Origin of the sequence: Streptomyces fodineus (assembly GCF_001735805.1) — a bacterium.
In the GTDB taxonomy this organism is placed as follows: Bacteria; Actinomycetota; Actinomycetes; order Streptomycetales; family Streptomycetaceae; genus Streptomyces; species Streptomyces fodineus.
In genome coordinates, this window is sequence record NZ_CP017248.1 from 5,180,051 (window position 1) to 5,200,527 (window position 20,477).

At 71.5% G+C, this 20,477-nt stretch carries 24 protein-coding genes and 1 tRNA gene; 7 read left to right on the top strand and 18 right to left on the bottom strand.

Features of this window, described 5'->3' with window-relative positions:
* The first annotated feature begins 16 nt into the window (after positions 1-16).
* Positions 17-1,408, top strand: coding sequence for an MFS transporter (locus tag BFF78_RS21915; protein WP_069783725.1), 1,392 nt, complete (start codon positions 17-19; stop codon positions 1,406-1,408).
* Positions 1,409-1,542: 134 nt separating this feature from the next.
* On the top strand, positions 1,543-2,301 hold the full coding sequence (locus BFF78_RS21920; protein ID WP_193433513.1) for a TetR/AcrR family transcriptional regulator: 759 nt from the start codon (positions 1,543-1,545) through the stop codon (positions 2,299-2,301).
* A gap of 3 nt (positions 2,302-2,304) precedes the next feature.
* Here the strand turns inward: BFF78_RS21920 and BFF78_RS21925 are convergent, their stop codons facing one another.
* From BFF78_RS21925 to BFF78_RS21940, 4 genes are all read right to left on the bottom strand, one after another.
* A complete protein-coding gene (locus BFF78_RS21925; RefSeq protein WP_069779950.1) occupies positions 2,305-2,775 on the bottom strand; it encodes a PPOX class F420-dependent oxidoreductase in 471 nt (156 codons plus the stop codon).
* Between the two features lie 51 nt (positions 2,776-2,826).
* The gene (locus BFF78_RS21930) at positions 2,827-3,648 is read right to left on the bottom strand and encodes a YceI family protein (protein WP_069779951.1); all 822 of its coding nucleotides are present in this window, start codon (positions 3,646-3,648) and stop codon (positions 2,827-2,829) included.
* Between the two features lie 102 nt (positions 3,649-3,750).
* Positions 3,751-6,225, bottom strand: coding sequence for an MFS transporter (locus tag BFF78_RS21935; protein WP_069779952.1), 2,475 nt, complete (start codon positions 6,223-6,225; stop codon positions 3,751-3,753).
* Between the two features lie 85 nt (positions 6,226-6,310).
* Entirely contained in the window at positions 6,311-6,847 is a 537-nt protein-coding gene (locus tag BFF78_RS21940) for a MarR family winged helix-turn-helix transcriptional regulator (protein ID WP_069779953.1), read from the bottom strand.
* Positions 6,848-7,052: 205 nt separating this feature from the next.
* On the opposite strand from BFF78_RS21940, the gene BFF78_RS21945 reads away from it, so the two are divergent.
* Entirely contained in the window at positions 7,053-7,250 is a 198-nt protein-coding gene (locus tag BFF78_RS21945) for a hypothetical protein (protein WP_069779954.1), read from the top strand.
* A gap of 31 nt (positions 7,251-7,281) precedes the next feature.
* Here BFF78_RS21945 and BFF78_RS43500 read toward each other — a convergent pair whose 3' ends face one another.
* The 9 genes from BFF78_RS43500 to BFF78_RS21990 form a co-directional block, all read right to left on the bottom strand.
* On the bottom strand, positions 7,282-8,058 hold the full coding sequence (locus BFF78_RS43500; RefSeq protein WP_079161424.1) for a hypothetical protein: 777 nt from the start codon (positions 8,056-8,058) through the stop codon (positions 7,282-7,284).
* A 38-nt stretch (positions 8,059-8,096) separates the two neighbouring features.
* Positions 8,097-9,035, bottom strand: a complete 939-nt coding sequence (locus BFF78_RS21955) for an RNA polymerase sigma factor SigF (protein WP_069779956.1) — start codon at positions 9,033-9,035, stop codon at positions 8,097-8,099.
* 335 nt (positions 9,036-9,370) lie between these two features.
* Entirely contained in the window at positions 9,371-10,219 is an 849-nt protein-coding gene (locus BFF78_RS21960) for an RNA polymerase sigma factor SigF (RefSeq protein ID WP_069779957.1), read from the bottom strand.
* Between the two features lie 198 nt (positions 10,220-10,417).
* Positions 10,418-10,711: a Dabb family protein gene (locus BFF78_RS21965; RefSeq protein ID WP_069779958.1), complete on the bottom strand. Its 294-nt coding sequence runs from the start codon at positions 10,709-10,711 to the stop codon at positions 10,418-10,420.
* 10 nt (positions 10,712-10,721) lie between these two features.
* Positions 10,722-10,901 carry a hypothetical protein gene (locus tag BFF78_RS21970; protein WP_055708362.1) on the bottom strand — a complete coding sequence of 60 codons (180 nt, stop codon included), beginning with the start codon at positions 10,899-10,901 and terminating at the stop codon, positions 10,722-10,724.
* A 324-nt stretch (positions 10,902-11,225) separates the two neighbouring features.
* Positions 11,226-11,310: transfer RNA gene (locus BFF78_RS21975), tRNA-Ser, on the bottom strand.
* 67 nt (positions 11,311-11,377) lie between these two features.
* Positions 11,378-11,809 (bottom strand): tRNA adenosine(34) deaminase TadA, encoded by a 432-nt coding sequence (gene tadA, locus BFF78_RS21980; protein ID WP_069779959.1) that lies wholly within the window; start codon positions 11,807-11,809, stop codon positions 11,378-11,380.
* A 56-nt stretch (positions 11,810-11,865) separates the two neighbouring features.
* Positions 11,866-12,402 (bottom strand): tRNA adenosine deaminase-associated protein, encoded by a 537-nt coding sequence (locus tag BFF78_RS21985; RefSeq protein WP_069779960.1) that lies wholly within the window; start codon positions 12,400-12,402, stop codon positions 11,866-11,868.
* A 314-nt stretch (positions 12,403-12,716) separates the two neighbouring features.
* Entirely contained in the window at positions 12,717-12,950 is a 234-nt protein-coding gene (locus tag BFF78_RS21990) for a hypothetical protein (RefSeq protein ID WP_418346767.1), read from the bottom strand.
* A 104-nt stretch (positions 12,951-13,054) separates the two neighbouring features.
* On the opposite strand from BFF78_RS21990, the gene upp reads away from it, so the two are divergent.
* Entirely contained in the window at positions 13,055-13,690 is a 636-nt protein-coding gene (gene upp / locus BFF78_RS21995) for a uracil phosphoribosyltransferase (protein ID WP_069783726.1), read from the top strand.
* 103 nt (positions 13,691-13,793) lie between these two features.
* On the opposite strand, the gene BFF78_RS22000 is transcribed toward upp, so the two are convergent.
* Positions 13,794-14,423, bottom strand: coding sequence for a LytR C-terminal domain-containing protein (locus BFF78_RS22000; protein WP_227025899.1), 630 nt, complete (start codon positions 14,421-14,423; stop codon positions 13,794-13,796).
* A gap of 105 nt (positions 14,424-14,528) precedes the next feature.
* Complete coding sequence (locus BFF78_RS22005) at positions 14,529-14,825, bottom strand: type II toxin-antitoxin system VapB family antitoxin (protein ID WP_004943146.1); 297 nt, start codon at positions 14,823-14,825, stop codon at positions 14,529-14,531.
* A gap of 113 nt (positions 14,826-14,938) precedes the next feature.
* Between BFF78_RS22005 and BFF78_RS46945 the strand changes: the two genes are divergently transcribed.
* The gene (locus tag BFF78_RS46945) at positions 14,939-15,211 is read left to right on the top strand and encodes a hypothetical protein (RefSeq protein ID WP_069779963.1); all 273 of its coding nucleotides are present in this window, start codon (positions 14,939-14,941) and stop codon (positions 15,209-15,211) included.
* 67 nt (positions 15,212-15,278) lie between these two features.
* Here the strand turns inward: BFF78_RS46945 and BFF78_RS47405 are convergent, their stop codons facing one another.
* The 3 genes from BFF78_RS47405 to BFF78_RS22025 form a co-directional block, all read right to left on the bottom strand.
* Positions 15,279-15,626 (bottom strand): hypothetical protein, encoded by a 348-nt coding sequence (locus BFF78_RS47405; RefSeq protein ID WP_193433514.1) that lies wholly within the window; start codon positions 15,624-15,626, stop codon positions 15,279-15,281.
* Between the two features lie 97 nt (positions 15,627-15,723).
* Entirely contained in the window at positions 15,724-16,392 is a 669-nt protein-coding gene (locus BFF78_RS22020; RefSeq protein WP_069779964.1) for an HdeD family acid-resistance protein, read from the bottom strand.
* 102 nt (positions 16,393-16,494) lie between these two features.
* A complete protein-coding gene (locus BFF78_RS22025; RefSeq protein ID WP_069779965.1) occupies positions 16,495-17,097 on the bottom strand; it encodes an HhH-GPD-type base excision DNA repair protein in 603 nt (200 codons plus the stop codon).
* Between the two features lie 143 nt (positions 17,098-17,240).
* Here BFF78_RS22025 and BFF78_RS48340 point away from each other — a divergent pair, with 143 nt between their 5' ends.
* Positions 17,241-19,895, top strand: a complete 2,655-nt coding sequence (locus BFF78_RS48340) for a penicillin acylase family protein (protein WP_227026151.1) — start codon at positions 17,241-17,243, stop codon at positions 19,893-19,895.
* On the top strand, positions 19,885-20,475 hold the full coding sequence (locus BFF78_RS22040) for a GNAT family N-acetyltransferase (RefSeq protein ID WP_069779966.1): 591 nt from the start codon (positions 19,885-19,887) through the stop codon (positions 20,473-20,475). Before BFF78_RS48340 ends, BFF78_RS22040 begins: the two co-directional genes overlap by 11 nt.
* The last annotated feature ends 2 nt before the right edge of the window (positions 20,476-20,477 follow it).

Here is a 20,477-nt window from a genome sequence, read left to right on the forward strand (position 1 = left end):
CTATACGGTGTACAGCATGTCCGTTTCCCCAGTTCGGCCAGGCCACCCCCAGCGCTGGCTCATCCTCGGTGTCATCTGTCTCGCCCAGCTCACCGTGCTGCTCGACAACACCGTCCTGAACGTGGCCATCCCCTCGCTCACCCGCGAGCTGCACGCGGCCACCTCCGACATCCAGTGGATGATCAACGCCTACTCCCTGGTGCAGTCCGGGCTGCTGCTCACCGCGGGCAGCGCCGCCGACCGGTACGGCCGCAAGAAGATGCTCATCGCGGGCCTCGCCCTGTTCGGCGTCGGCTCGCTGGTGGCCGGACTCGCCGGATCCACCGGCCAGTTGATCGCCGCGCGTGCCGGTATGGGCATCGGTGGCGCGCTGCTGCTCACCACCACGCTCGCCGTGGCCATGCAGATCTTCACGCCCGAGGAGCAGCCGAAGGCGATCGGCATCTGGAGCGCGGTCGCCGCGCTCGGCTTCGCGGGCGGCCCGCTCATCGGCGGGTTCGTGCTGAACCACTTCTGGTGGGGTGCGATCTTCCTGGTCAACATCCCGGTCGCGGCTCTGGGCCTGGTCGCGGTGGTGGCCCTCGTACCGGAGTCCAAGAACCCCCGCGGCGACCGCCCGGACCTGCTCGGCGCGGTGCTGTCCACGATCGGTATGGCCTCGCTCGTCTACGCGGTCATCTCCGGCCCGGGCCATGGCTGGACCTCGGCTCGCGTGCTCGGTACGGCGGGTGCGGCGGTGGTGGTGCTCGGTGCCTTCGCCTGGTGGGAGAGCAGGGTCGCCGAGCCGATGCTCGACGTCCACTTCTTCCGGGACCGGCGGTTCATGGGGGCCGTTGCCGGGGCTGTGCTCATCACCTTCGGAATGGGCGGCGCGCTGTTCCTGCTGACCCAGCATCTGCAGTTCGTGCTCGGATACGGGCCGTTGGAGGCGGGCCTCAGGACGGCTCCGCTGGCGCTGACGGTCGTGGTGCTCAACTTCTCCGGGCTGGCGGCGAAGTGGTCCGGCCGGCTGGGTACGCCGGTGTCCATCGCGCTCGGCATGGCGCTGATGTCCTGCGGACTGGCGGCCATCGCGGTTTCCCCCGGCGGTTACGCCGCTACTCTGCTCGGTCTGCTGTTGATCGGGGCGGGGTGCGCGGTGGCCAATCCGGCAATGGCGCACGCCGTCATGAGCGCGATTCCTCCGGAGAAGGCGGGGGTGGGGGCCGGTATCAACGGCACCCTTGCCGAGTTCGGGAACGGTCTCGGTGTTGCCGTCCTCGGCGCGGTGCTCAGCTCTTCCGTGGCCTCGGGGGAGTCGTTGTCCGCCGGGCTGGGCGCCGGTCAGTTGGTGGGGGCGGTTGCCGTGCTGGCCGGAGGGTTCCTGGCAGCGGGGCTTTTGCGGCGGGCGGAGCGGAAGGTCGCCTGAGAGCTCGGGGGGTATGGATAGGTGGGCGGGTGCGGTACGGCGTGGTTGATCGCGCCCGCGGCGGAGCCGCAGACCAGACACGGCCCTGCGCCCCTTAGGTTGGTGCAGTGGCCGGAAACGAGAAAGGTGCGCCGGTGGTGAAGTCGGCAGGTCGGTCGGCGCGAGCCAGTGTGTGGCTGGAGGAGAAGGCCCGTCGCGGCAGCCGTGGCGGGCAGCCCTCCGGCCTCGACCGCGAGCGCATCACGACCGTGTCCGTACGACTGCTGGACGCCGAGGGGCTGGCGAAGTTCTCCATGCGGCGGCTGGCCGCGGAGCTGAACGTCACCGCGATGTCCCTGTACTGGTACGTCGACACCAAGGACGACCTGCTCGAACTCGCCCTGGACGCGGCCTTCGGCGAGCTGCGGCTGCCCGACCCGGACGCCGAGGCAGAGGACTGGCGCGAGCAGCTGCGGGGGCTGGCCGCCGAGTACCGGGCCCTGCTGGTGCGCCACCCCTGGCTGTCGCCGCTGGCGGGGCGCTATCTCAACATCGGCCCGAACTCGCTGGCCTTCTCCCGCGTGGTCCAGCGGGTGATCCGCCGGGCGGGGCTGCCCGCGCACGGGGTGACGGGGGCGATCTCGGCCGTCTTCCAGTTCGTGTACGGCTACGGCACGATCGAGGCCCACTTCTCCGCCCGGATCGCGGACACCGGGCTGAGCGCCGACGAGTACCACGAACAGGCCATGGCCATGGTCGCCGAGGCCCCTCAGACCGCCGAGGCCGTCGAGGAGGCCAAGGACCTCCTGGCGGCCCGCGGCGGGGACACGGTCGCCGAGATGCTCGACCGCGACTTCACCTTCGCCCTGGACCTGCTGATCGCCGGCATCGAGGCGATGGTCAGCCGGGGCTGACCCCTACTCCCCGTCCACCAGCCGCGCCGGAAACCCTCCGGTGGCCACCGGACCCCAGCGCTCCGGTGTCACCCGGATGATGGACTTGCCCTGCTTGACCATCGCCGCGCGGTATTCGTCCCAGTCGGGGTGTTCGCCGGCGATGTTGCGGTAGTACTCGACCAGAGCTTCCACCGAGTCGGGGCTGTCGACGACCTTGGCCGTGCCGTCGATCTGGACCCAGGGCCCGTTCCACTCGTCGCTCAGCACGACCAGGCTGACCCGGGGGTCGCGCTTGGCGTTGCGGGTCTTGGCGCGCTCCGGGTACGTGGAGACGACGATCCGGCCCGAGTCGTCCACCCCGCAGGTCAACGGCGAGGCCTGCGGCCCGCCGTCCGCCCGGCGGGTGATCAGCAGGGCGCGGTGTCGGGGTCGTACGAAGTCCAGCAGCTCGTCCAGCGATACACGGGTGTTGGTAGCGATGTTCGGTGCCATGGCAAGGCAGCCTAGGGGCAATCTGCGCCCCCGTGGCCGACCCTGCTGTGCCTACGCCTGGGGCAGCGAGTCGCCCTGTACCGCCTGGATGTCCAGCTCCACCCGCAGCGTCGTACCGATCGCCGCGATCCCCGCCTGCAGTACCTGGTTGTAGTTCATCGCGAAGTCCTCCCGCCGCAGTTCGGCCGTCGCGCGGAACGCGGCCCTCGTGCCGCCCCATGGGTCGGCGCCGGTGCCGAGGTAGGCCAGGTCCAGGTCGACCGGGCGGAGCACGCCGTGCATGGACAGTTCGCCGTGGACCGTCCAGCGGTCGGAGCCCGACCGGGTCAGGCCCGTCGAGCGGTAGGTGATCTCCGGGTGCCGCTCCACGTCGAGGAAGTCCGCGGACTTCAGATGCGCGTCGCGCATGCCGTTGCCCGTGTCGACGGACGCGGCCCTGATCACGGCCTCCACGCGGGACTTGGTGACGTCGTCCGGAGCGATCTCGATCGTGCCGCCGAACTCCGTGAACCGGCCGTGCACGCTGGAGATCCCCAGGTGCTGGGCGACCGCGGCGACGGAGGAGTGCACCGGGTCGATGGTCCAGGGGCCGGGCGGCGGCAGTTCGGTGCCGCCCTGGCGGGCCAGTGTGACCGTGCCGACCTCGGCCCGGCCGCTCGCGGTGACGATCGCGGAGGAGGCCGCGGGGGCGTAGCCGATGGCCGTCACGATCACCGTGTACGCCCCTGGCGCCAGCTCCGTGGTGTCCCGTACGGCGCCCTCGGCGTCCGTCTCGGCGCGCAGCACCTGCGTACCGGTCATGTCGGTCACCGTGACGACCGCGTGCGACACGGCCCACCCGTCCCGCGTACGGATCTTCGCGGTCAGTCCCATCCCGTTTTCTCCCTGCAAGGCCTTACAAAATGGTCGTAGTGCGAACGGCCCGTGGCGGGGGACGTCTCCGGTCGGAGCGTGACCCGCCACGGGCCGGGTGAACTACTCGCCGGGGTGGGCGAGTTCGATGTCGTGGCCGTCGACTCCGGTGCCCGCGACGGTCAGGGCCGTGGCGATGGGCGGGTAACCCGTCGCGATGACCGTGTAGTCGCCGCTGTCCAGGTCGGTGAAGGCGTACGCGCCGTCCGAGCCGGTGGTGGCGGTACCGACCACGTTGCCCGCCTGGTCGACGAGCGTCACCCGGGCGTCGGCCAGCGGACCGTGCGGAGCCCTGACGACACCCTGGAGGTGGGCGCCGGCGTCCAGGTCGATCTCGATCCGGGTGACCCCGGTGGCGCCGATCTCGACCGGCAGCGCGCGCGGCCGGAAACCGCTCGCGTTGACGGCCATGGTCACCGTGCCCGGCACCAGGTCGGTGAGGGCGAAGTCGCCCTGCTCCCCGGTGGCGGCGGTGGCCAGCAGGTCACCGCGCACATCGGTGACGATCACCATGGCGTCCTTGACCGGCAGCGCGCTGCCCGCGGCCCGGACCACACCGGTCAGCCCGCTGGTGCCGCTGAGCAGGATGTCGTACGACAGCGGCTCCTCGCCCACCACGATCGTGGAGGCCTGCGGCTGGTAGCCGTCGGCGGAGGCGATCAGGACGTAGCTGCCGGTGCCGGGGGCGTCCAGGGAGTAGGAGCCGTCGGGCTGGGCGACCGAGCGGCCCAGCTGGCGGCCGGAGAGGGAGATCAGGGTGATCGCGGCCTGCGGGACCGGGGCGCTCTCGGCACCTCGGACGTAGCCGTGCACCGGGGTCCCGCCGCCCGCCGTGCCGGGCTCGGCGATCGTGGCGACGGCGGTGAGCTCCGTGGTCGCGGTCGCCGCGGTGCCGTTCTCGCCGAGCACAGGGGCGGCCCAGCCGGGCACCCGCTCCGGGGCCGGAGCCTCGGCGGCGGCCTCCGTGGCCGCAAGGACCTCGGCGGGGGCCTCGGTGACCGCGGCGGTCTCGCCCTCGGCGGCCTGCGCCAGGGCTCCCTTGGTCTTCAGCGGGACCTCCTTGATGAACAGGGTGATCAGGAAGGCGGCGGCGGCGAGGCAGCCGGCGATGAAGAAGACGTCGGCGATGCCGTGGCCGTAGGCACTCTCCAGCAGCGTCCGGATGGGCGCGGGGAGCTTGCCCATGTCCGGGATGCTGTCGGTGGAGCCGGAACCGCCGGCCAGCGCGGCCTGGTACTTCGGGCTCAGGGCGGAGATGCCGTCCTGGACGTAGTGGGTGATCCGGTGGGACATCACCGCGCCGAGGGCGGAGACGCCGACCGCACCGCCGAGGGAGCGGAAGAAGGTGACCGTGGAGCTGGCCGAGCCGAGGTCGGAGGGCGCCACCTGGTTCTGCGTGGCGAGGACCAGGTTCTGCATCATCATGCCGATGCCGAGACCCAGCAGCGCCATGAAGATGGCCATCTTCCAGTACTCGGTGTCGTACCGGATGCCGCCCAGCAGGACCAGACCGGCCGTCACCAGCACGCCACCGCTGACCAGCCAGGCCTTCCAGCGGCCGGTGCGGGTGATGAACTGGCCCGAGACGGTCGAGGAGACGAACAGACCGCCGATCATCGGGATGGTCATGACGCCGGACATCGTGGGGGACTTGTCGCGGGCCAGCTGGAAGTACTGGCTGAAGAACACCGTGCCGGTGAACATCGCGACACCGACGAACAGCGAGGCGAGGGACGCCAGCGTGATGGTGCGGTTCTTGAACAGGCGCAGCGGGATGATCGGCTCGCTCGCCTTGGACTCCACGAGCACGAACAGCGCGCCGAGGACGATCGAGCCCGCGACCATCGTGTAGGTCTGCCAGGACAGCCAGTCGTACTTGTCACCCGCGAAGGTGACCCAGATCAGCAGCAGCGAGACGGCGGCGGAGATGAAGAAGGCACCGGCCCAGTCGACCTTCACGTCCCGCTTCACGACCGGCAGGTGCAGGGTCTTCTGCAGAACGATCAGCGCGATGATCGCGAAGGGGACACCGACGTAGAAGCACCAGCGCCAGCCCAGCCAGGAGGTGTCGGTGATGACACCGCCGAGCAGCGGACCGCCGACGGTGGCGACGGCGAACGTGGCGCCCAGGTAGCCGGAGTAACGGCCGCGCTCACGCGGGGAGATCATCGCGGCCATGACGATCTGCGCCAGGGCGGACAGACCGCCGACGCCGATGCCCTGCACCACGCGGCAGGCGATGAGCATGCCGGCGTTCTGCGACAGACCGGCGGCGGCCGAGCCCAGGACGTAGATGACCAGGGCTATCTGGACGAGCGCCTTCTTGCTGTAGAGGTCGGCGAGCTTGCCCCACAGGGGGGTGGCCGCGGTCATCGACAGCAGGGCGGCGGTGACCACCCAGGTGTAGGCGGACTGACCGCCGCCGAGGTCACCGATGATGTGCGGCAGGGCGTTGGAGACGATCGTGGACGACAGGATCGCCACGAACATGCCGAGCAGGAGCCCGGACAGGGCCTCCATGATCTGCCGGTGCGTCATGGGGGCGTGCTCCGCGGAGCCTCCCCCGTGCTTGGCGTGAGCCCGCACACCGGCTGGTGTGGTCGTTGCCATGGGCTTCCTTTTCTTACGTGTTTGCGGGTGTACGGGTGGTCTCTGCGAATACGGGCGTGGTCGGTACGGCCACGGGCGCGGTCTGTTCGGCCGGTGGTGCGGGGTGCCGGGTCTGGGCGGACCGGCAGTCGCCGAAGGACGCGCGCAGGCGGGTCATCAGCCGGATCAGCTGGGCCACCTCGTCGTCGGTCCAGTCGGCGAGCCGCTCGGCGAGCAGATGCGTGGTCCGCCGGGACAGCTCGTCCAGCTGCGCCAGGCCGGCGGGCGTCAGGCGCAGGATGCGCGAGCGCTTGTCCGCCGGGTCCGGGTGCCGCTCGATCCAGCCGCGCGCCGCGACGTGCGCGACATGCCGGCTGGTGACCGACATGTCCACGGCGAGCAGCTCGGCGAGCTTGCTCATGCGCATGTCTCCGTGGCTGCCCAGCAGGGTCAGCACAGTGGCCGAGCCGGTCGGGCAGTCGGGCGGCAGCATCCGCCCCAGGTCCCGCTTCACGGCTCCGACGGCACTGAGCTGACGCGCCAGTTCTCCGAACTGCGCCTGCTCGGCCATCACACCTCCCGTATTCGTTGCTTGGGGCAACCATAGGTCAATTTGGTTGCTGAAGGCAAACAAATGGGGGGCTGACCATGCAAAAACTTGGCAAAAGCAAGTGCTGCAAACGTAAACGTGCAGGTCGGTGCGGGTGAGCTGCCCCCGTCTGTCCCGGTGGCCCCGCACTTGGGCAGGTCACCTGGATTCGCTAGTGTCTCGGGCCATGGCTAACACCCAGGGCCCCCAGGGCAACTACGACCCCGCCGGCAACACCCAGATGTTCCGCGCGTTCGTCGACGAGGCCCCGCAGGGGCGCCAGCAGCAGGCGGCCGCTTCCTCCGGTCCCCGCATCGGCCTGATCATCGGTGTCATCGTGGCCCTCGCCGTGGTGGCCGGCGTCGCCTGGCTGGCGATGAAGTAAGGCGTACGGCGCCTTCAGGCGATCTCTGCTCCTACTTCCACCGGACGGACACGTCCCGCGCCTCGATGTGCATGCCGAGCGGCACGCGCCAGGCGTCGACGCACACCGTCCAGGTGGGACGCCCGCGCGCGCCCGGCGCGATCGGCACCGGGAGGTCCACCGTCGAGTCGACCGTCCCCCAGTCGATGCCGAGCGCGCCGATGACGTGCGTCCCGAACGTCACCGAGCCCGAACGCACCGCCGTGCCCCCGGAGTTGAGGAAGCCGACGGTCACCTTCTGGCACCAGCGCCGGTCCGTCTCCTGCGTCGACGGGGTGCCCCAGGAGAGGTCGGCGGGCCCGGGTGCCGTGCTGTGGCCAGGGGTGGGGGTGGCCGGGGGCGAGTCGGGCGCCGCAGGTGTCGTAGGACCGGGTGTGCCGCCAGGGCCGTCGCCCGTGCTGCCGGGAGGGCTCGGTGGGCCCGGCGAGGGGGCGGGCCGTCCCGGGCTGCCCGGGGCGGTCGAGCCGCCGCTCGGCCGCGGTGAACCGGGGGCTTGCGTCGGTGGGTTGGCGGTCGCCGTGGCTCCGCCGCCGTCCAGCGGTACCAGTGACACCGAGCCTGTCGGTGTGGCCGCGCTCCCTGTCTTCGGGCCGCCCGCCGAGCCGACCGCGACATAGCCGCCGCCCGGACCGTGACCCGCGCAGGCGGCCAGTACCCCGCCCAGGACGACGACGGCCGCCGACGCTGCCGTAACGGCGCCTCGGCGGCCACGTGTCCATGTCGCACGCGTCGTTCGCACGGTGTCGTCCGGACCTGTGGCTCGCAGCATCGGGCCAGTGTCGCTGACGAACCGTCAGAACTGAACCCTCAGTCGGAGATCAGGCCTTCCCTCAGCTGCGCCAGCGTCCGGGTGAGCAGGCGGGAGACGTGCATCTGGGAGATGCCGACCTCCTCGCCGATCTGGGACTGGGTCATGTTGGCGAAGAAGCGCAGCATGATGATCCGGCGCTCCCGGGGCGGGAGTTTGGCCAGCAGGGGCTTGAGGGACTCGCGGTACTCCACGCCCTCCAGGGCCGAGTCCTCGTAGCCGAGCCGGTCGGCGAGCGAGCCCTCGCCGCCGTCGTCCTCGGGGGCCGGGGAGTCGAGGGAGGAGGCGGTGTAGGCGTTGCCGACCGCGAGGCCGTCGACCACGTCCTCCTCGGAGACGCCGAGCACCGCGGCCAGCTCCGTGACCGTCGGGGAGCGGTCCAGCTTCTGGGACAGCTCGTCGCTGGCCTTGGTCAGGGCCAGGCGCAGCTCCTGGAGCCGGCGCGGCACGCGCACCGACCACGAGGTGTCCCGGAAGAAGCGCTTGATCTCGCCGACCACCGTCGGCATCGCGAACGTCGGGAACTCCACGCCGCGTTCGCAGTCGAAGCGGTCGATCGCCTTGATCAGGCCGATGGTGCCGACCTGGACGATGTCCTCCATCGGCTCGTTGCGGGAGCGGAAGCGCGCGGCCGCGTAGCGGACCAGCGGCAGGTTCAGCTCGATCAGAGTGTCCCGGACGTAGGCCCGCTCGGGGCTGTCCTCGTCGAGTGCGGCGAGCCGCAGGAACAGGGAGCGGGACAGCGTGCGGGTGTTGATGTCCCCCGAGGCCGGCGGAGCCGGGATGTCGGCGGCCGCCGGGGCGGGCGGGGCCGGCACGGCGTCGAGGGCCGTGACGCCCTCGATGCCGTCGAGGACGTCGAGAGCGTCGAGCTCCTTGGGCGCTGCCTCGCTCTTCGCGGGCGTCAGCACCTTCGAGCTGCCCTGGTCTGCGGACATGCCACCCCCTTTGGGTCGCGGGACGGTCGGGGCGGCGCCGCCTTTCGAGCAACGCAGCCTTCACCTGAATACCGGAGCCGAAGGCCCGGCAAACGCGTCTCCGGCAGAATGTCACATGTCGGCAACACGCTGTAGTGACATGTCGACATGCGAGATGCGAATCCGCCCTGGAAAGAAGGGGTCTGACGCTTTTTCGGATCCGAACTGTCGGCATCTGTGCTGGTGAGCGATTCGCCCGCGGTGGTGAGGCATCGATCGGGTTTGCGATGCAGGGTGCGTCCCGGTGTGTGCTTCCGTGCGCCCGCTGTGCTCCGCCCCGAGGGCTTCTATGGCCGCTATGCGTCGATGCGATTCGCCGAGCGCAGCCGCTGGAAGCTGCGGGCGAGGAGCCGGGAGACATGCATCTGGGAGACGCCGAGTTCCGCGCTGATCTGAGACTGGGTGAGATTGCTGTAGTAGCGCAGGAGAAGGATTCTCTGTTCGCGTTCGGGGAGTTGGACGAGCAGATGCCGGATCAGGTCGCGGTGCTCCACGCCGTCCAGGGCCGGGTCCTCGTAGCCGATGCGGTCCAGCAGGCCGGGCAGTCCGTCGCCCTCCTGCGCGGCCTCCAGTGAGGTGGCGTGGTACGACCGTCCCGCCTCGATGCAGCTGAGCACCTCCTCCTCGCTGATCCGCAGCCGTTCGGCGATCTCGGTGGTGGACGGGGAACGGCCGTAGAGCGTGGTCAGGTCCTCGGTCGCGCTGTTGACCTGCACCCACAGCTCGTGCAGCCGGCGCGGTACGTGGACCGTGCGGACGTTGTCCCGGAAGTACCGTTTGATCTCGCCGACCACGGTCGGCATCGCGAAGGTCGGGAACTGCACGCCCCGCTCCGGGTCGAACCGGTCGATGGCGTTGATCAGGCCGATGGTGCCGACCTGGACCACGTCCTCCATCGGCTCGTTGCGGGAGCGGAAGCGGGCGGCCGCGTAGCGTACGAGCGGGAGGTTCGCCTCGATCAGCGCCCCGCGCACCCGGTTGTGCTCCGGGGTGCCCGGCGTCAGCTGCTGCAGCTCTCCGAAGAGCACCTGGGTGAGGGCTCGGGTGTCGGCGCCGCGCCGCTTCTCGGGGGGCGCGGGAGCGGGTGCGGGGGCAGGAGCCGCCGCCTCGTCCTGGGGCGGCGCAGTACTGGCCGACACGGTCAACGCCACCTCTTCATCGGTCAATCATCCGTCAAAAGTGGTCATAGCATCACAAGAGATGTGCACTGTGTGCAAGCACCCCATAACGCCGTGTTGTGTTCAAATTCTGACAAGTTGGGGCAGTGGATTGGGGTGTAAGACGCACGAAAGCCCCCCGCCGTTCCGGTGGAGGGCTGTGTTCTGAAAAGGGGGAAACGGCACTCAGAATTCGTAGTCCGCAATCACCCATGTGGCGAACTCGCGCCACAGCGCGACACCCGCCTGATGGGCCGGGTGCTCCAGATAGCGCTTGAGGGCGTCGGTGTCCTCGACCGCCGAGTTGATCGCGAAGTCGTAGGCGATCGGCCGGTCGCTGATGTTCCAGGCGCACTCCCAGAAGCACAGCTCCTCGATCTGGCCGCCGAGGGCCTTGAAGGCCTCCACGCCCGCCACGACCCGCGGATCGTCGCGTTCGACGCCCTCGTTGAGCTTGAAGAGGACCAGGTGGCGGATCATGGGATGTACCTCAGCTCTTTCCTCCGTTGGCGACCCAGGTCATGAAGTCGCCCACGGCCTTGGCCGCGTCCGATATGCCCTCGAAGACTATCTGGACGTAGTGGGCGGCCTTGGGCGGGTCCGTGATGATCACGTACAGCGCGAAGACCACGAGTACGTATACGGCGATCTTCTTGGCGTTCACCGCCACCGCGGCCTCCCCTGTGCGTGCGCCTTGCGGGTCCCCTGTGGTCCCGGCTGCCGGCGGCGAGTGTAACCTTCACGTCCCTTTTAGGGACCAACGGCCCGCCGCCCGGGGACCTTTGCCGGGCCCCTGCGGGCGCCGCGCGGCGCAGGATGGAGAGCGAGCCCGGCGGGCCCGGCAGGAATCCGCGGGGCGGGGACGGACCCCGACTGCGGGGTGCGTGCCGCGGCATCCCCGCGTAGGCGGCGCGCACTTGAGGGTCCGTTCCCCGTGCGTCCCCTCCTCAGGACGTGCGAAGGGCCCCGTCTTTAGACGGGGCCCTTCTTCGAGCGGTAGCGGAGGGATTTGAACCCTCGGTGACTTGCGCCACACTCGCTTTCGAGGCGAGCTCCTTCGGCCGCTCGGACACGCTACCGAGGGAGACCTTACAGCACAGGGGGGCGTGGTTCGAAATCGGAATTCGGAGGTCCTGGACCGCCCCGTCACCGGTTCCGGAAAAACTCGGTGAGGAGGCGGGCGCACTCCGCCGGGAGAACGCCCTCGACGACCTCCGGGCGGTGATTGAGCCGCCGGTCGCGTATCACGTCCCACAGCGAGCCCGCCGCGCCCGCCTTCTCGTCCCGGGCGCCGTAGACGACCCGGTCGATACGGGACTGGACGATCGCGCCCGCGCACATCGTGCACGGCTCCAGGGTGACCACCAGCGTGCAGCCGGTCAGCCGCCACTCCCCGAGCAGGGCGGCGGCCCGCCGGATCGCGAGGACCTCGGCGTGGGCCGTGGGATCGCCGGTGGCCTCGCGCTCGTTGTGCCCGACGGCGAGCACCGTCGTACCGTCCGGGGACAGCACGACGGCGCCGACGGGGACGTCCCCGCCCGGGACGGCCCGTTCGGCCTCGGCCAGGGCGAGCCGCATCGCGGCCCGCCAGCGATCGCGTACCGGGTCGGGTGCGGCTGCCGTGTTCTCGACGGTCAGCGGACGGTCTCCAGCACCTCCGAGGCGCCCAGGGCCTCGGCGATCGAGCTCAGCGCCTCGTCGGCGTCCAGGGCGCGCAGCTCCTTCTCGCTGATGCCCAGGTCGTCGAGGATCTGGCTGTCGCCGACCGGGCTGTGCGGGACCGCGTCGGCGGCGGAGCCCTCCTCGGCTGCCTCGTCGGACTCGGACTCGCCGTCCTCGGTGCCGTCGAGGTCCAGGGAGTCCAGGTCGTCGACATCGTCGGCGCCCGGCTCCCGGCCGAGCAGCTCGTCGGTGAGCAGCAGCTCGCCGTACGCGCTGCGCTGGGCGGCGGCCGCGTCCGAGACGTAGATGCGAGGATCCTCCTCGCCGTCCACGCGGACGACACCGAACCAGGATTCCTCCTGCTCGATCAGCACGAGCACCGTGTCCTCGTCGGGAGAGGCTTCCCGGGCCAGGTCGGCCAGATCCGACAGGGTCTCCACATCGTCGAGCTCCGTGTCGCTCGCTTCCCACCCGTCTTCGGTGCGCGCGAGCAGTGCGGCGAAGTACACCGTGACTCTCCCACTGGTCTTAGGCGTGCCGGTTGGGGGTCCCCCCGGCGGAGGTACGTGGGCGGAGAGAGCCTGGGCTCCGAGCCCCACCCACTCGGAATCGTGGCAGAAACATGGCTGTCAGGGGACGTCTTCGGCTCCCTGTGTCTTGCGCGTTCGTTGCCGCCACCTGCGGATCGTACGCGGCTTTGCCAAGCACTCACGCACGCCCACCTCGCAAACCACGGTGCGGGCGTGGATCTTCCTCGGCCGGAGCTTTCTCGCAGAACTTCTTACCGGGCCTTGCTCAGAAGCGTTTCCCTCTCTCGGACGGCCTACCAGCGAAACGTCCGCATGCGCATCTCTTGGCGCAGCCGGGCGGCCTTGGCGCGTCGCGGCTGGACCCGGGCACGAAGCTCACGTGCCTCGGCGAGGTCACGCAGGAACCGGGCGCGCCGCCGCCGGCGCTCGGCGTCCGTCTCGGGTGCGCCGGCACCGCGTGTCGCGGGCTCGGCCGCCCCCTCGGCGTCCTCGGTGTCCCCGGGCGTGTCCTCAGGAAGGTCAGGCAGGTCAGGCACGTCACACCACCCCAGTTCCTCCCTCCCACTTTCCCTCGGACGGGCGCTTGGACGCCAGCATCTGCGGGGTCCCGGGCGCAGGTACCTTTATGGGCATGCGTCTCCACGTCGTCGACCACCCCCTGGTCGCCCACAAGCTCACCACGCTGCGCGACCAGCGCACCGACTCCGCGACCTTCCGCCGGCTCGCCGACGAACTGGTCACCCTGCTCGCCTACGAGGCCACGCGGGACGTGCGCACCGAGGCCGTCGACATCCAGACCCCGGTCGCCCGGACCACCGGCGTCAAGCTCGCCCGTCCGCGCCCGCTGGTCGTGCCGATCCTGCGCGCGGGCCTCGGCATGCTGGACGGCATGGTCCGGCTGCTGCCGACCGCCGAGGTCGGCTTCCTGGGCATGATCCGCAACGAGGAGACGCTGCAGGCCTCGACCTATGCCTCGCGCATGCCGGAGGACCTCTCGGGCCGCCAGGTGTACGTCCTGGACCCGATGCTGGCCACGGGCGGCACGCTGGTCGCGGCGATCCAGGAACTGATCAAGCGGGGCGCGGACGACGTGACCGCGGTGGTTCTGCTCGCCGCTCCCGAGGGCGTGGAGTTGATGGAGCGGGAGCTGGCGGGGACGCCGGTCACCGTCGTCACGGCGGCCGTGGACGACCACCTCAACGAGCACGGGTACATCGTGCCGGGGCTCGGGGACGCGGGGGATCGGCTCTACGGAGCGGCTGAATAGCGTCTGCCGGTCGTCCGGCGACCGCGGGTGGTCGTGGTTTCCCGCGCCCACGCGTCCGCCAGCCGCATACCGGTACGGCCCGGCGCCCCTTGCGGGGCGCCTGTCAGCAGCTCTTCTTCGCAGGTGCCGTCGGGGCGGCCCCGGTCAGCTTGGTCAGGGCCTGCTCCGCGGCCGTCGGGTCGGCCAGGCCCTTGAACGCGTCCCCGAGGACGAGGTCGAGGTCGCTGCCCTTACGGCCGTCCGTGCGGCGCCCGGCGTCGGCCAGCTGGGTGCCCAGCACCGGCAGTGAGGTGTTCAGCGCGGAGGCCGGGCCGAGGAGTATCCCGGCGCCCTTCACCTTCTTGTCGAACTGCCCGCTCGCGTTGCCCACGTTGCCGATCTTGAAGCCGCGCTTCTTGAGGGCGTCCGCGGTGTCCTTGGCGAGCCCGGTGCGCGCGGTGGCGTTGTAGACGTTGACGGTGATCTCGTCGGGCTTCGGCAGGGTCCTGACCTGGGCCGCCGGTGAGGCCTTGGTCCGGCAGCGGACCTCGGCCCCGGCCACCGTGCCCTTCTTGCCGCCGGTGAAGACGTCGATGAGCTGCAGAGAGCCCCAGCCGATGAGGCCGAGCGCGCAGACGGACGCCACCACGGCGGCCACGAGCCTGGCGCGTCGGCGCGGCGGACGCATCCGAGGGTATTTGTCCCCCGTGATCCGGTACTGGCCGCCCATGCCGGGGGGAGTCAGCATGCTCATGGGCGCAGCGTAGTGCGCCCGAGCGGCGCTGCCTATTAGATGATCAGTCGATGCCGCTCAGCGGAACCCGAAAGGGTCAAGGGCGAAAAGTCGTGTCGCGCCGGGTCAGTCGAGTTCGAGCACGCGTGCGTGCAGCACCTGGCGCTGCTGGAGGGCGGCGCGGACCGCGCGGTGCAGCCCGTCCTCCAGATAGAGGTCGCCCTGCCACTTCACGACGTGTGCGAAGAGGTCGCCGTAGAACGTCGAGTCCTCCGCCAGCAGGGTCTCGAGATCGAGCTGCTGCTTGGTGGTCACGAGCTGATCGAGGCGGACCGGGCGCGGCGCGACGTCCGCCCACTGCCGGGTGCTTTCCCGGCCGTGGTCGGGGTACGGCCGGCCGTTTCCGATGCGCTTGAAGATCACACGGAAAGCCTACCGGTCAAGACGTTCCGGGCGCAGCCATGGCGGCGGAGTGTGCCGCTTGAAAAGATGCCGCAAAAGGGTCATTTACGTCGCTATGGGGAGCGTGGGGCCGAATGAGCGACCGCCGGACGGCGGCGGAATCCGCCCCGGCACTCCCCGGCGAGTCCCTGCTCCGTTCGGGCGGTGCCCGGCTCGGGCAGGAGATCACCCGCTCCCTCTTCGGCACGGCGCGGCGGGGCGGTGGGCCGCCCCGCCGGTACCGGTTCGGCGGTCAGTGTTCCTCGGGCCGCCGCCGCGGTTCCTCCTTCCGGTCCGGCTTCTGCTCCGGCCTGGATGCCGTCGTACGACGGGCCTCCGCGCGCACCAGGGCGCGCAGGACGGCATAGGGATCCATGGGCATGGCTGTGCTGCTCCTTGCGTCTGACTGACCGTTCGCGGGGGCGGGCGGGTCTGTCAGCAGCGCAGGACCACCGTGCGCGGCAGGGACGGGGGGTACGGCGCCCGCGGCGGGGCGGAGCACGGGCGGGCCGCCGGTGCGGCGGGTGCCGGGTCGGGAAGGGGCGCGGGGCGCTCGGGCGCATCGGCCCGGTGGACGGTGCGGGCGGACGGTCGTACGAGCGTGTCGGGGACGCCGGGGGCGTCGGGAGTGTCGGGGGCGTCGTGCTCGAAGGCCTCGGCGGACGCGCCCGGCGCGGGGGCCGTATGGGCCTGCACATGGGCGGCGGGCACCCACAGCGCGAGGAGCAGCACGAGCACCCGCAGCCAGGTACGGCTGCGGGTGTGGCTCGCGGTCCTGCTCACGGCTGGTGTATCCCCGGGGTGTGCGGGGTGTGCAGCACGCCGGGGGTGAGATCCGCCCGCCCGGCGTACGAGCGGGCCGTGCGGTTGACGCCGGTGTTCATACCGTCCGCGGGATCGCCGTGGCCCGGCTCCGGATGCCGAAGGCGGTGGCGATCTCGGTGATGCCCACGACGACCAGCCAGATGCCGGTGACCAGGGTCAGTACGGCGACCGACCGGAACGGCGAGTCGATGAGCACGATCCCGGCGATGAAGGTGAGGACCCCGAGGAAGATCTGCCAGCCCCTTCCGGGCGTCCGGGGGTCGTGCAGGGCGGCCAGCGTCTGGGTGATTCCGCGGATCAGCCAGCCGATGCCGATCCACAGGGCGAGCAGCAGGATCGACTGCATGGGCCCGCGGAAGCAGAACAGGCCGAGCAGGATCGACAGGGCGCCGCTGATGAAGGCCAGCACCCGCAGCGAGGTCGCCATGTGCGTGCCGAAGGCGGCGGCCAGCTGGAAGATGCCGCTGATCACGAGGTAGAGGCCGAAGAGGACGCCGGCGGCGAGCAGGGAGGCGCTGGGCCAGACGAGCACCAGGACGCCGAGGAGCAGCGAGGCGATCCCGGTGCCCAGGACCACCTGCCAGGCCGCCTTGGACAGGGCGTGCAGGGGCCCCTCGAACGGTGGCTCGGGCTCGTGCCGCACGCCCGGGGGCGGTGTCCCATGGACGTTCCGGTCGTCGTACTCACGGTCCCAGCCGGGACCACTGTTCGGTGCCTCGGTCATGGTTCATGCTGTGGGCGGCGGGGGCGGGCGTGCCATCGGGGAGGGCTGGCCGGGTGAAGCGCCCCGGGCGGGGCCGACGGCACACCGCACGTGCCGCCACGGTCACCGGCCCGGCTTGCCGGAGCCCTTGGCCGCCTTGGCCGCTGCCTTCATCTCCTGCTTGTGGGCCCGCACCTTCGCCAGTGACCGAGGCCCCGTGATGTCGGCCACCGACCGGAAGGACTCGCGCTCGCCGTACGCCCCCGCGGCCTCCCGCCAGCCATCGGGCGTGACCCCGAGTTGCTTGCCGAGCAGCGCGAGGAAGATCTGTGCCTTCTGCTTGCCGAACCCGGGCAGGTCCTCAAGCCGTTTCAGCAGCTCCGAACCGGTCTGCACGCCCCGCCAAACCGCCTCCGCGTCCCCGGCGTAGTGCTCGGCGAGGTACTGGCACAGCTGCTGGATGCGCTTGGCCATCGAGCCCGGGTAGCGGTGCACGGCCGGCTTCTCGGCGAGCAGCGCGGCGAAGGCCTCCGGGTCCATCGCGGCGATATCGTGCGCGTCGAGGTCCTCGGTGCCGAGCCGGTCGGCGATGGTCCGGGGCCCCTTGAACGCCCACTCCATCGGGACCTGCTGGTCGAGCAGCATCCCGGTGAGCGCGGCGAGCGGGGACCGACCGAGCAGCGCGTCGGCGTCGCGGTCCTGGGCGAGGTGCACGGTGACGTCCATGCGTCGATGGTCGCCCGCCGGCGTGTCCGTCGCAGCCGGGGGATGCCGGTCGGGGACGCCGGTCGTCGTACGTCGCGTACGATTCCTCACCAGGGAGAAATTTAGGCAAGGCTAACCTAAGAAAAGAGGCTGCCCAGGTGACCATGGAGACGTACATCGAGACGTACCGCGACGCCTGGGGCATCCCCCATCTGCGGGCCTCCAGCGTCCTCGAACTGGCCCGCGCCCAGGGCCGGGTGACCGCCCTCGACCGCGCCTGGCAACTGGAGGTCGAACGCCACCGCTCCCAGGGCACCTCGGCCTCCTTCCTCGGCGCGGGCGCCCTCTCCTGGGACGTCCTCGCCCGCCGGGCCCGCCTCGACGACACGGCCCGCCGCTGCTTCGCCGCGCTGGAACGCCGGGACCCCGAGACGGCCGGCTGGGTCCGCGCGTACGTCGACGGCGTCAACGAGGGCCTGCCGGCCGGTGCCCGCCGGGCGCCCGAATTCGCCCGCACCGGTCTCACCCCGGCCCCCTGGCACCCCTGGACCCCGCTCGGCGTCTGGCTGGCCACGCACATCCTCTTCGCCGGCTTCCCGGCCAAGCTCTGGCGCGAGCAGGCGATACGGCACCTGGGCCCCGAGGCCGTCGGCCTGTTCGCCACCGACGGTCCCGGCACGGCCGGCAGCAACGGCTGGCTGGTCTCGGGCGGGCGTACGGCCACCGGCCAGGCCCTGATCGCCGGCGACCCGCACCGCTTCATCGAGGAGCCCGGCGTCTACCAGCAGATCCGCCTCTCCTGCCCCGAGTTCGACGTCGTCGGCCTCGCCGTCCCCGGCGTCCCCGGCATCGCCCACTTCGGCCACACCGGCACGGCCGCCTGGGCCATCACCAACGCCATGGCCGACTACCAGGACCTCTACCGCGAACGCCTGCGCCGCACCGGCGCGGGCGTCCAGGCCCTCGGCCCGGACGGCCGGTGGCACCGCGCCGCACGGCACACGGAGATCGTGGAGATCGCGGGGGAGCCACCGATCGAGATCGAACTGATCGAGACGGAACGGGGCCCGGTGATCGCGGGCGGCCCGGAGGGCCTGGACGCGGAAACCACGCCCTCCGCCCCACCTTCCACCGACACCGAGCACGAACCGTTGGGCCCACTCACGAGGGCGACCGACGGGGAGGACGGCCCGCAGGGTCGACTCGCCGGGGCGGCCGATCCACGTGCGCCACTCGCCCGGGCGGGCGACCCGCGGGCCGTCGGCGGTGAGGATGGCTCGCTGGGCCCACTCGCCGGGGCGGCTGCCCCGCTGGTCGCCGATGGGGAGGACGGCCCGCAGCGTCCTCTCGCCCGGGCGGCTGATCCGCGTGCGCCACTTGCCCGGGCGGGCGACCCGCAGGCCGCCGGCGGTGAGAACGTCCCACAGGGGCCACCCGCCGGGGCGGCTGCGCCGCAGGCCGTCGACGCCGAGGACGAACCGCTGGGTCTTCTCGCCGGGGCGACTGATCCGTGTGCGCGGCTCAGGCGGGTGGGCGACCCGCAGGCCGCCGGCGGTGAGAACGCCCCACAGGGGCCACCCGCAGTCGACGACGAAAGTGGTACGGGTGGTGCGGGTGGGAACCCGATGCCTCTCCAAGGCGAAGCCGAGGCGTTTGCGCTGCGCTATCCACCCCGCGTCACAGAAGACCTCGGCTTCAGCGCCCTCCTCCCCCTCCTGAGGGCCCGCACGGTCCAGGACGTCGACCGAGCCCTGGACGCCTGGACCGAGCCCGTCAACGTCGTACAGGCCGCCGACACCCAGGGCGGCCTGCTCCACCGCGTCGCCGGCCGCGTACCGCTGCGCGCGAAGGCCAACCGCCTCCACCCGGTCCCCGCCTGGCAGCCCGGCCACGACTGGCAGGGCTGGCACGAGATGCCGTACGCCCCCGTGGACGGCACCGCGGTGATGGCCAACCAGCGCGGCCTCGCCACCCCCCTCGGCGTCGAGTTCGCCGCACCGCACCGCGCCGCCCGTATCCGCGCCCTCCTCGACGCGCACCCCACCTGGACCGCCGACGGCATGCCCGCGATCCACACCGACACCCACCTCGCCTCGGCCGCCCCCCTCCTCGACCACCTCGCCGCCCTCGACGGCCTCACCCCCGAGGCGGCCCGGCTGCGCGACCGCCTGCTCGCCTGGAACCGCCGTATGGACGCCGACAGCACCGACGCGGCCGCCTACGCGGCGGTGCGCGGCGCGGTCGTACGCCGGCTCGCCGCGCAGCCGGTGCTCGCCCCGCTCACCGCGCCCCCGGCCTACCCGGAGGTCCTGCAGCCCTGGCTGGCCCTCGTCCCGCGCATCGGCCTCGCCCTCGAACACCTGCTGCGCGCCGAGGAGTTGTACGGCATCGACCGCCCGGCCACCGTACGCGCGGCCCTGGAGGAGGTGGCCGCCGAACCCCCGGCCGGCACCTGGTCCGACAGCCACCGCCTCACCCCCTGGCGCGCCCTCCCGGAACCGGAGGGGGAGCGGGAACCCGGACTCGCGGGAGACCACGACTGCGTGCTGTGCACCTCCGCCGTCCCCGGCCTCACCGACCGCGCGGCCCGCGGCCCGGCCGCCCGGTACGTCTGGGACCTGGCCGACCGGCAGAACAGCCGCTGGGTGGTCCCCCTCGGTGCCGACGGCGTCCCCGGCGCCCCGCACCACCGCGACCAACTCCCCTTGTGGCTCAGGGGAGAACTGGCCCCGATCGTCACCGACTGGACCCTGCTGACCCGCGAGCACCCCGAGCACCCCGAGCACGCCGAGCGCCCCGAGGAAACCCGTGACCGCTGACCTCTACGACCAGCACATCGCCGGCTTCGGCACCGTCCGCATCCGCCCCCTCGACCCGGCGTCCGACGCGGACGTCGTACACGGCTGGGTGAGCGAGGAACGCGCCGTCTTCTGGGGCATGAACGGCCTCACCCGGGACGAGGTCGCCGGCATCTACGCCCACATGGCCGGCCTCGACACCCATCACGCCCACCTCGTCACCAAGGACGGCACACCGGCCGCCCTGCTCCAGACGTACGAGCCGGCCGCGGACCGGGTCGGCGAGTGCTACGACGTCCTTCCCGGCGACCTCGGGGTGCACGTACTCCTCGCCCCCGCCGGCCCCGACGGCCCCCGCCCCGGCTGGACTTCGGCGCTGCTGACGGCCATGACGACGTACGCGCTGCGGGTCCCGGACCGGCGCCGGCTCGTGGTCGACCCGGACGTACGCAACACCAGGGCGATCGCCCGCTTCGAACGCCAGGGCTTCGTGCGCGGCCCCGCGGTCGTGCTGCCCGAGGTGGACATCCCGGACGTGTACCTGCCGGAGAAGCACGCCCAACTCGCCTTCCTGGAGCGCGCGGTAGCCTTCCCCGCGTGACG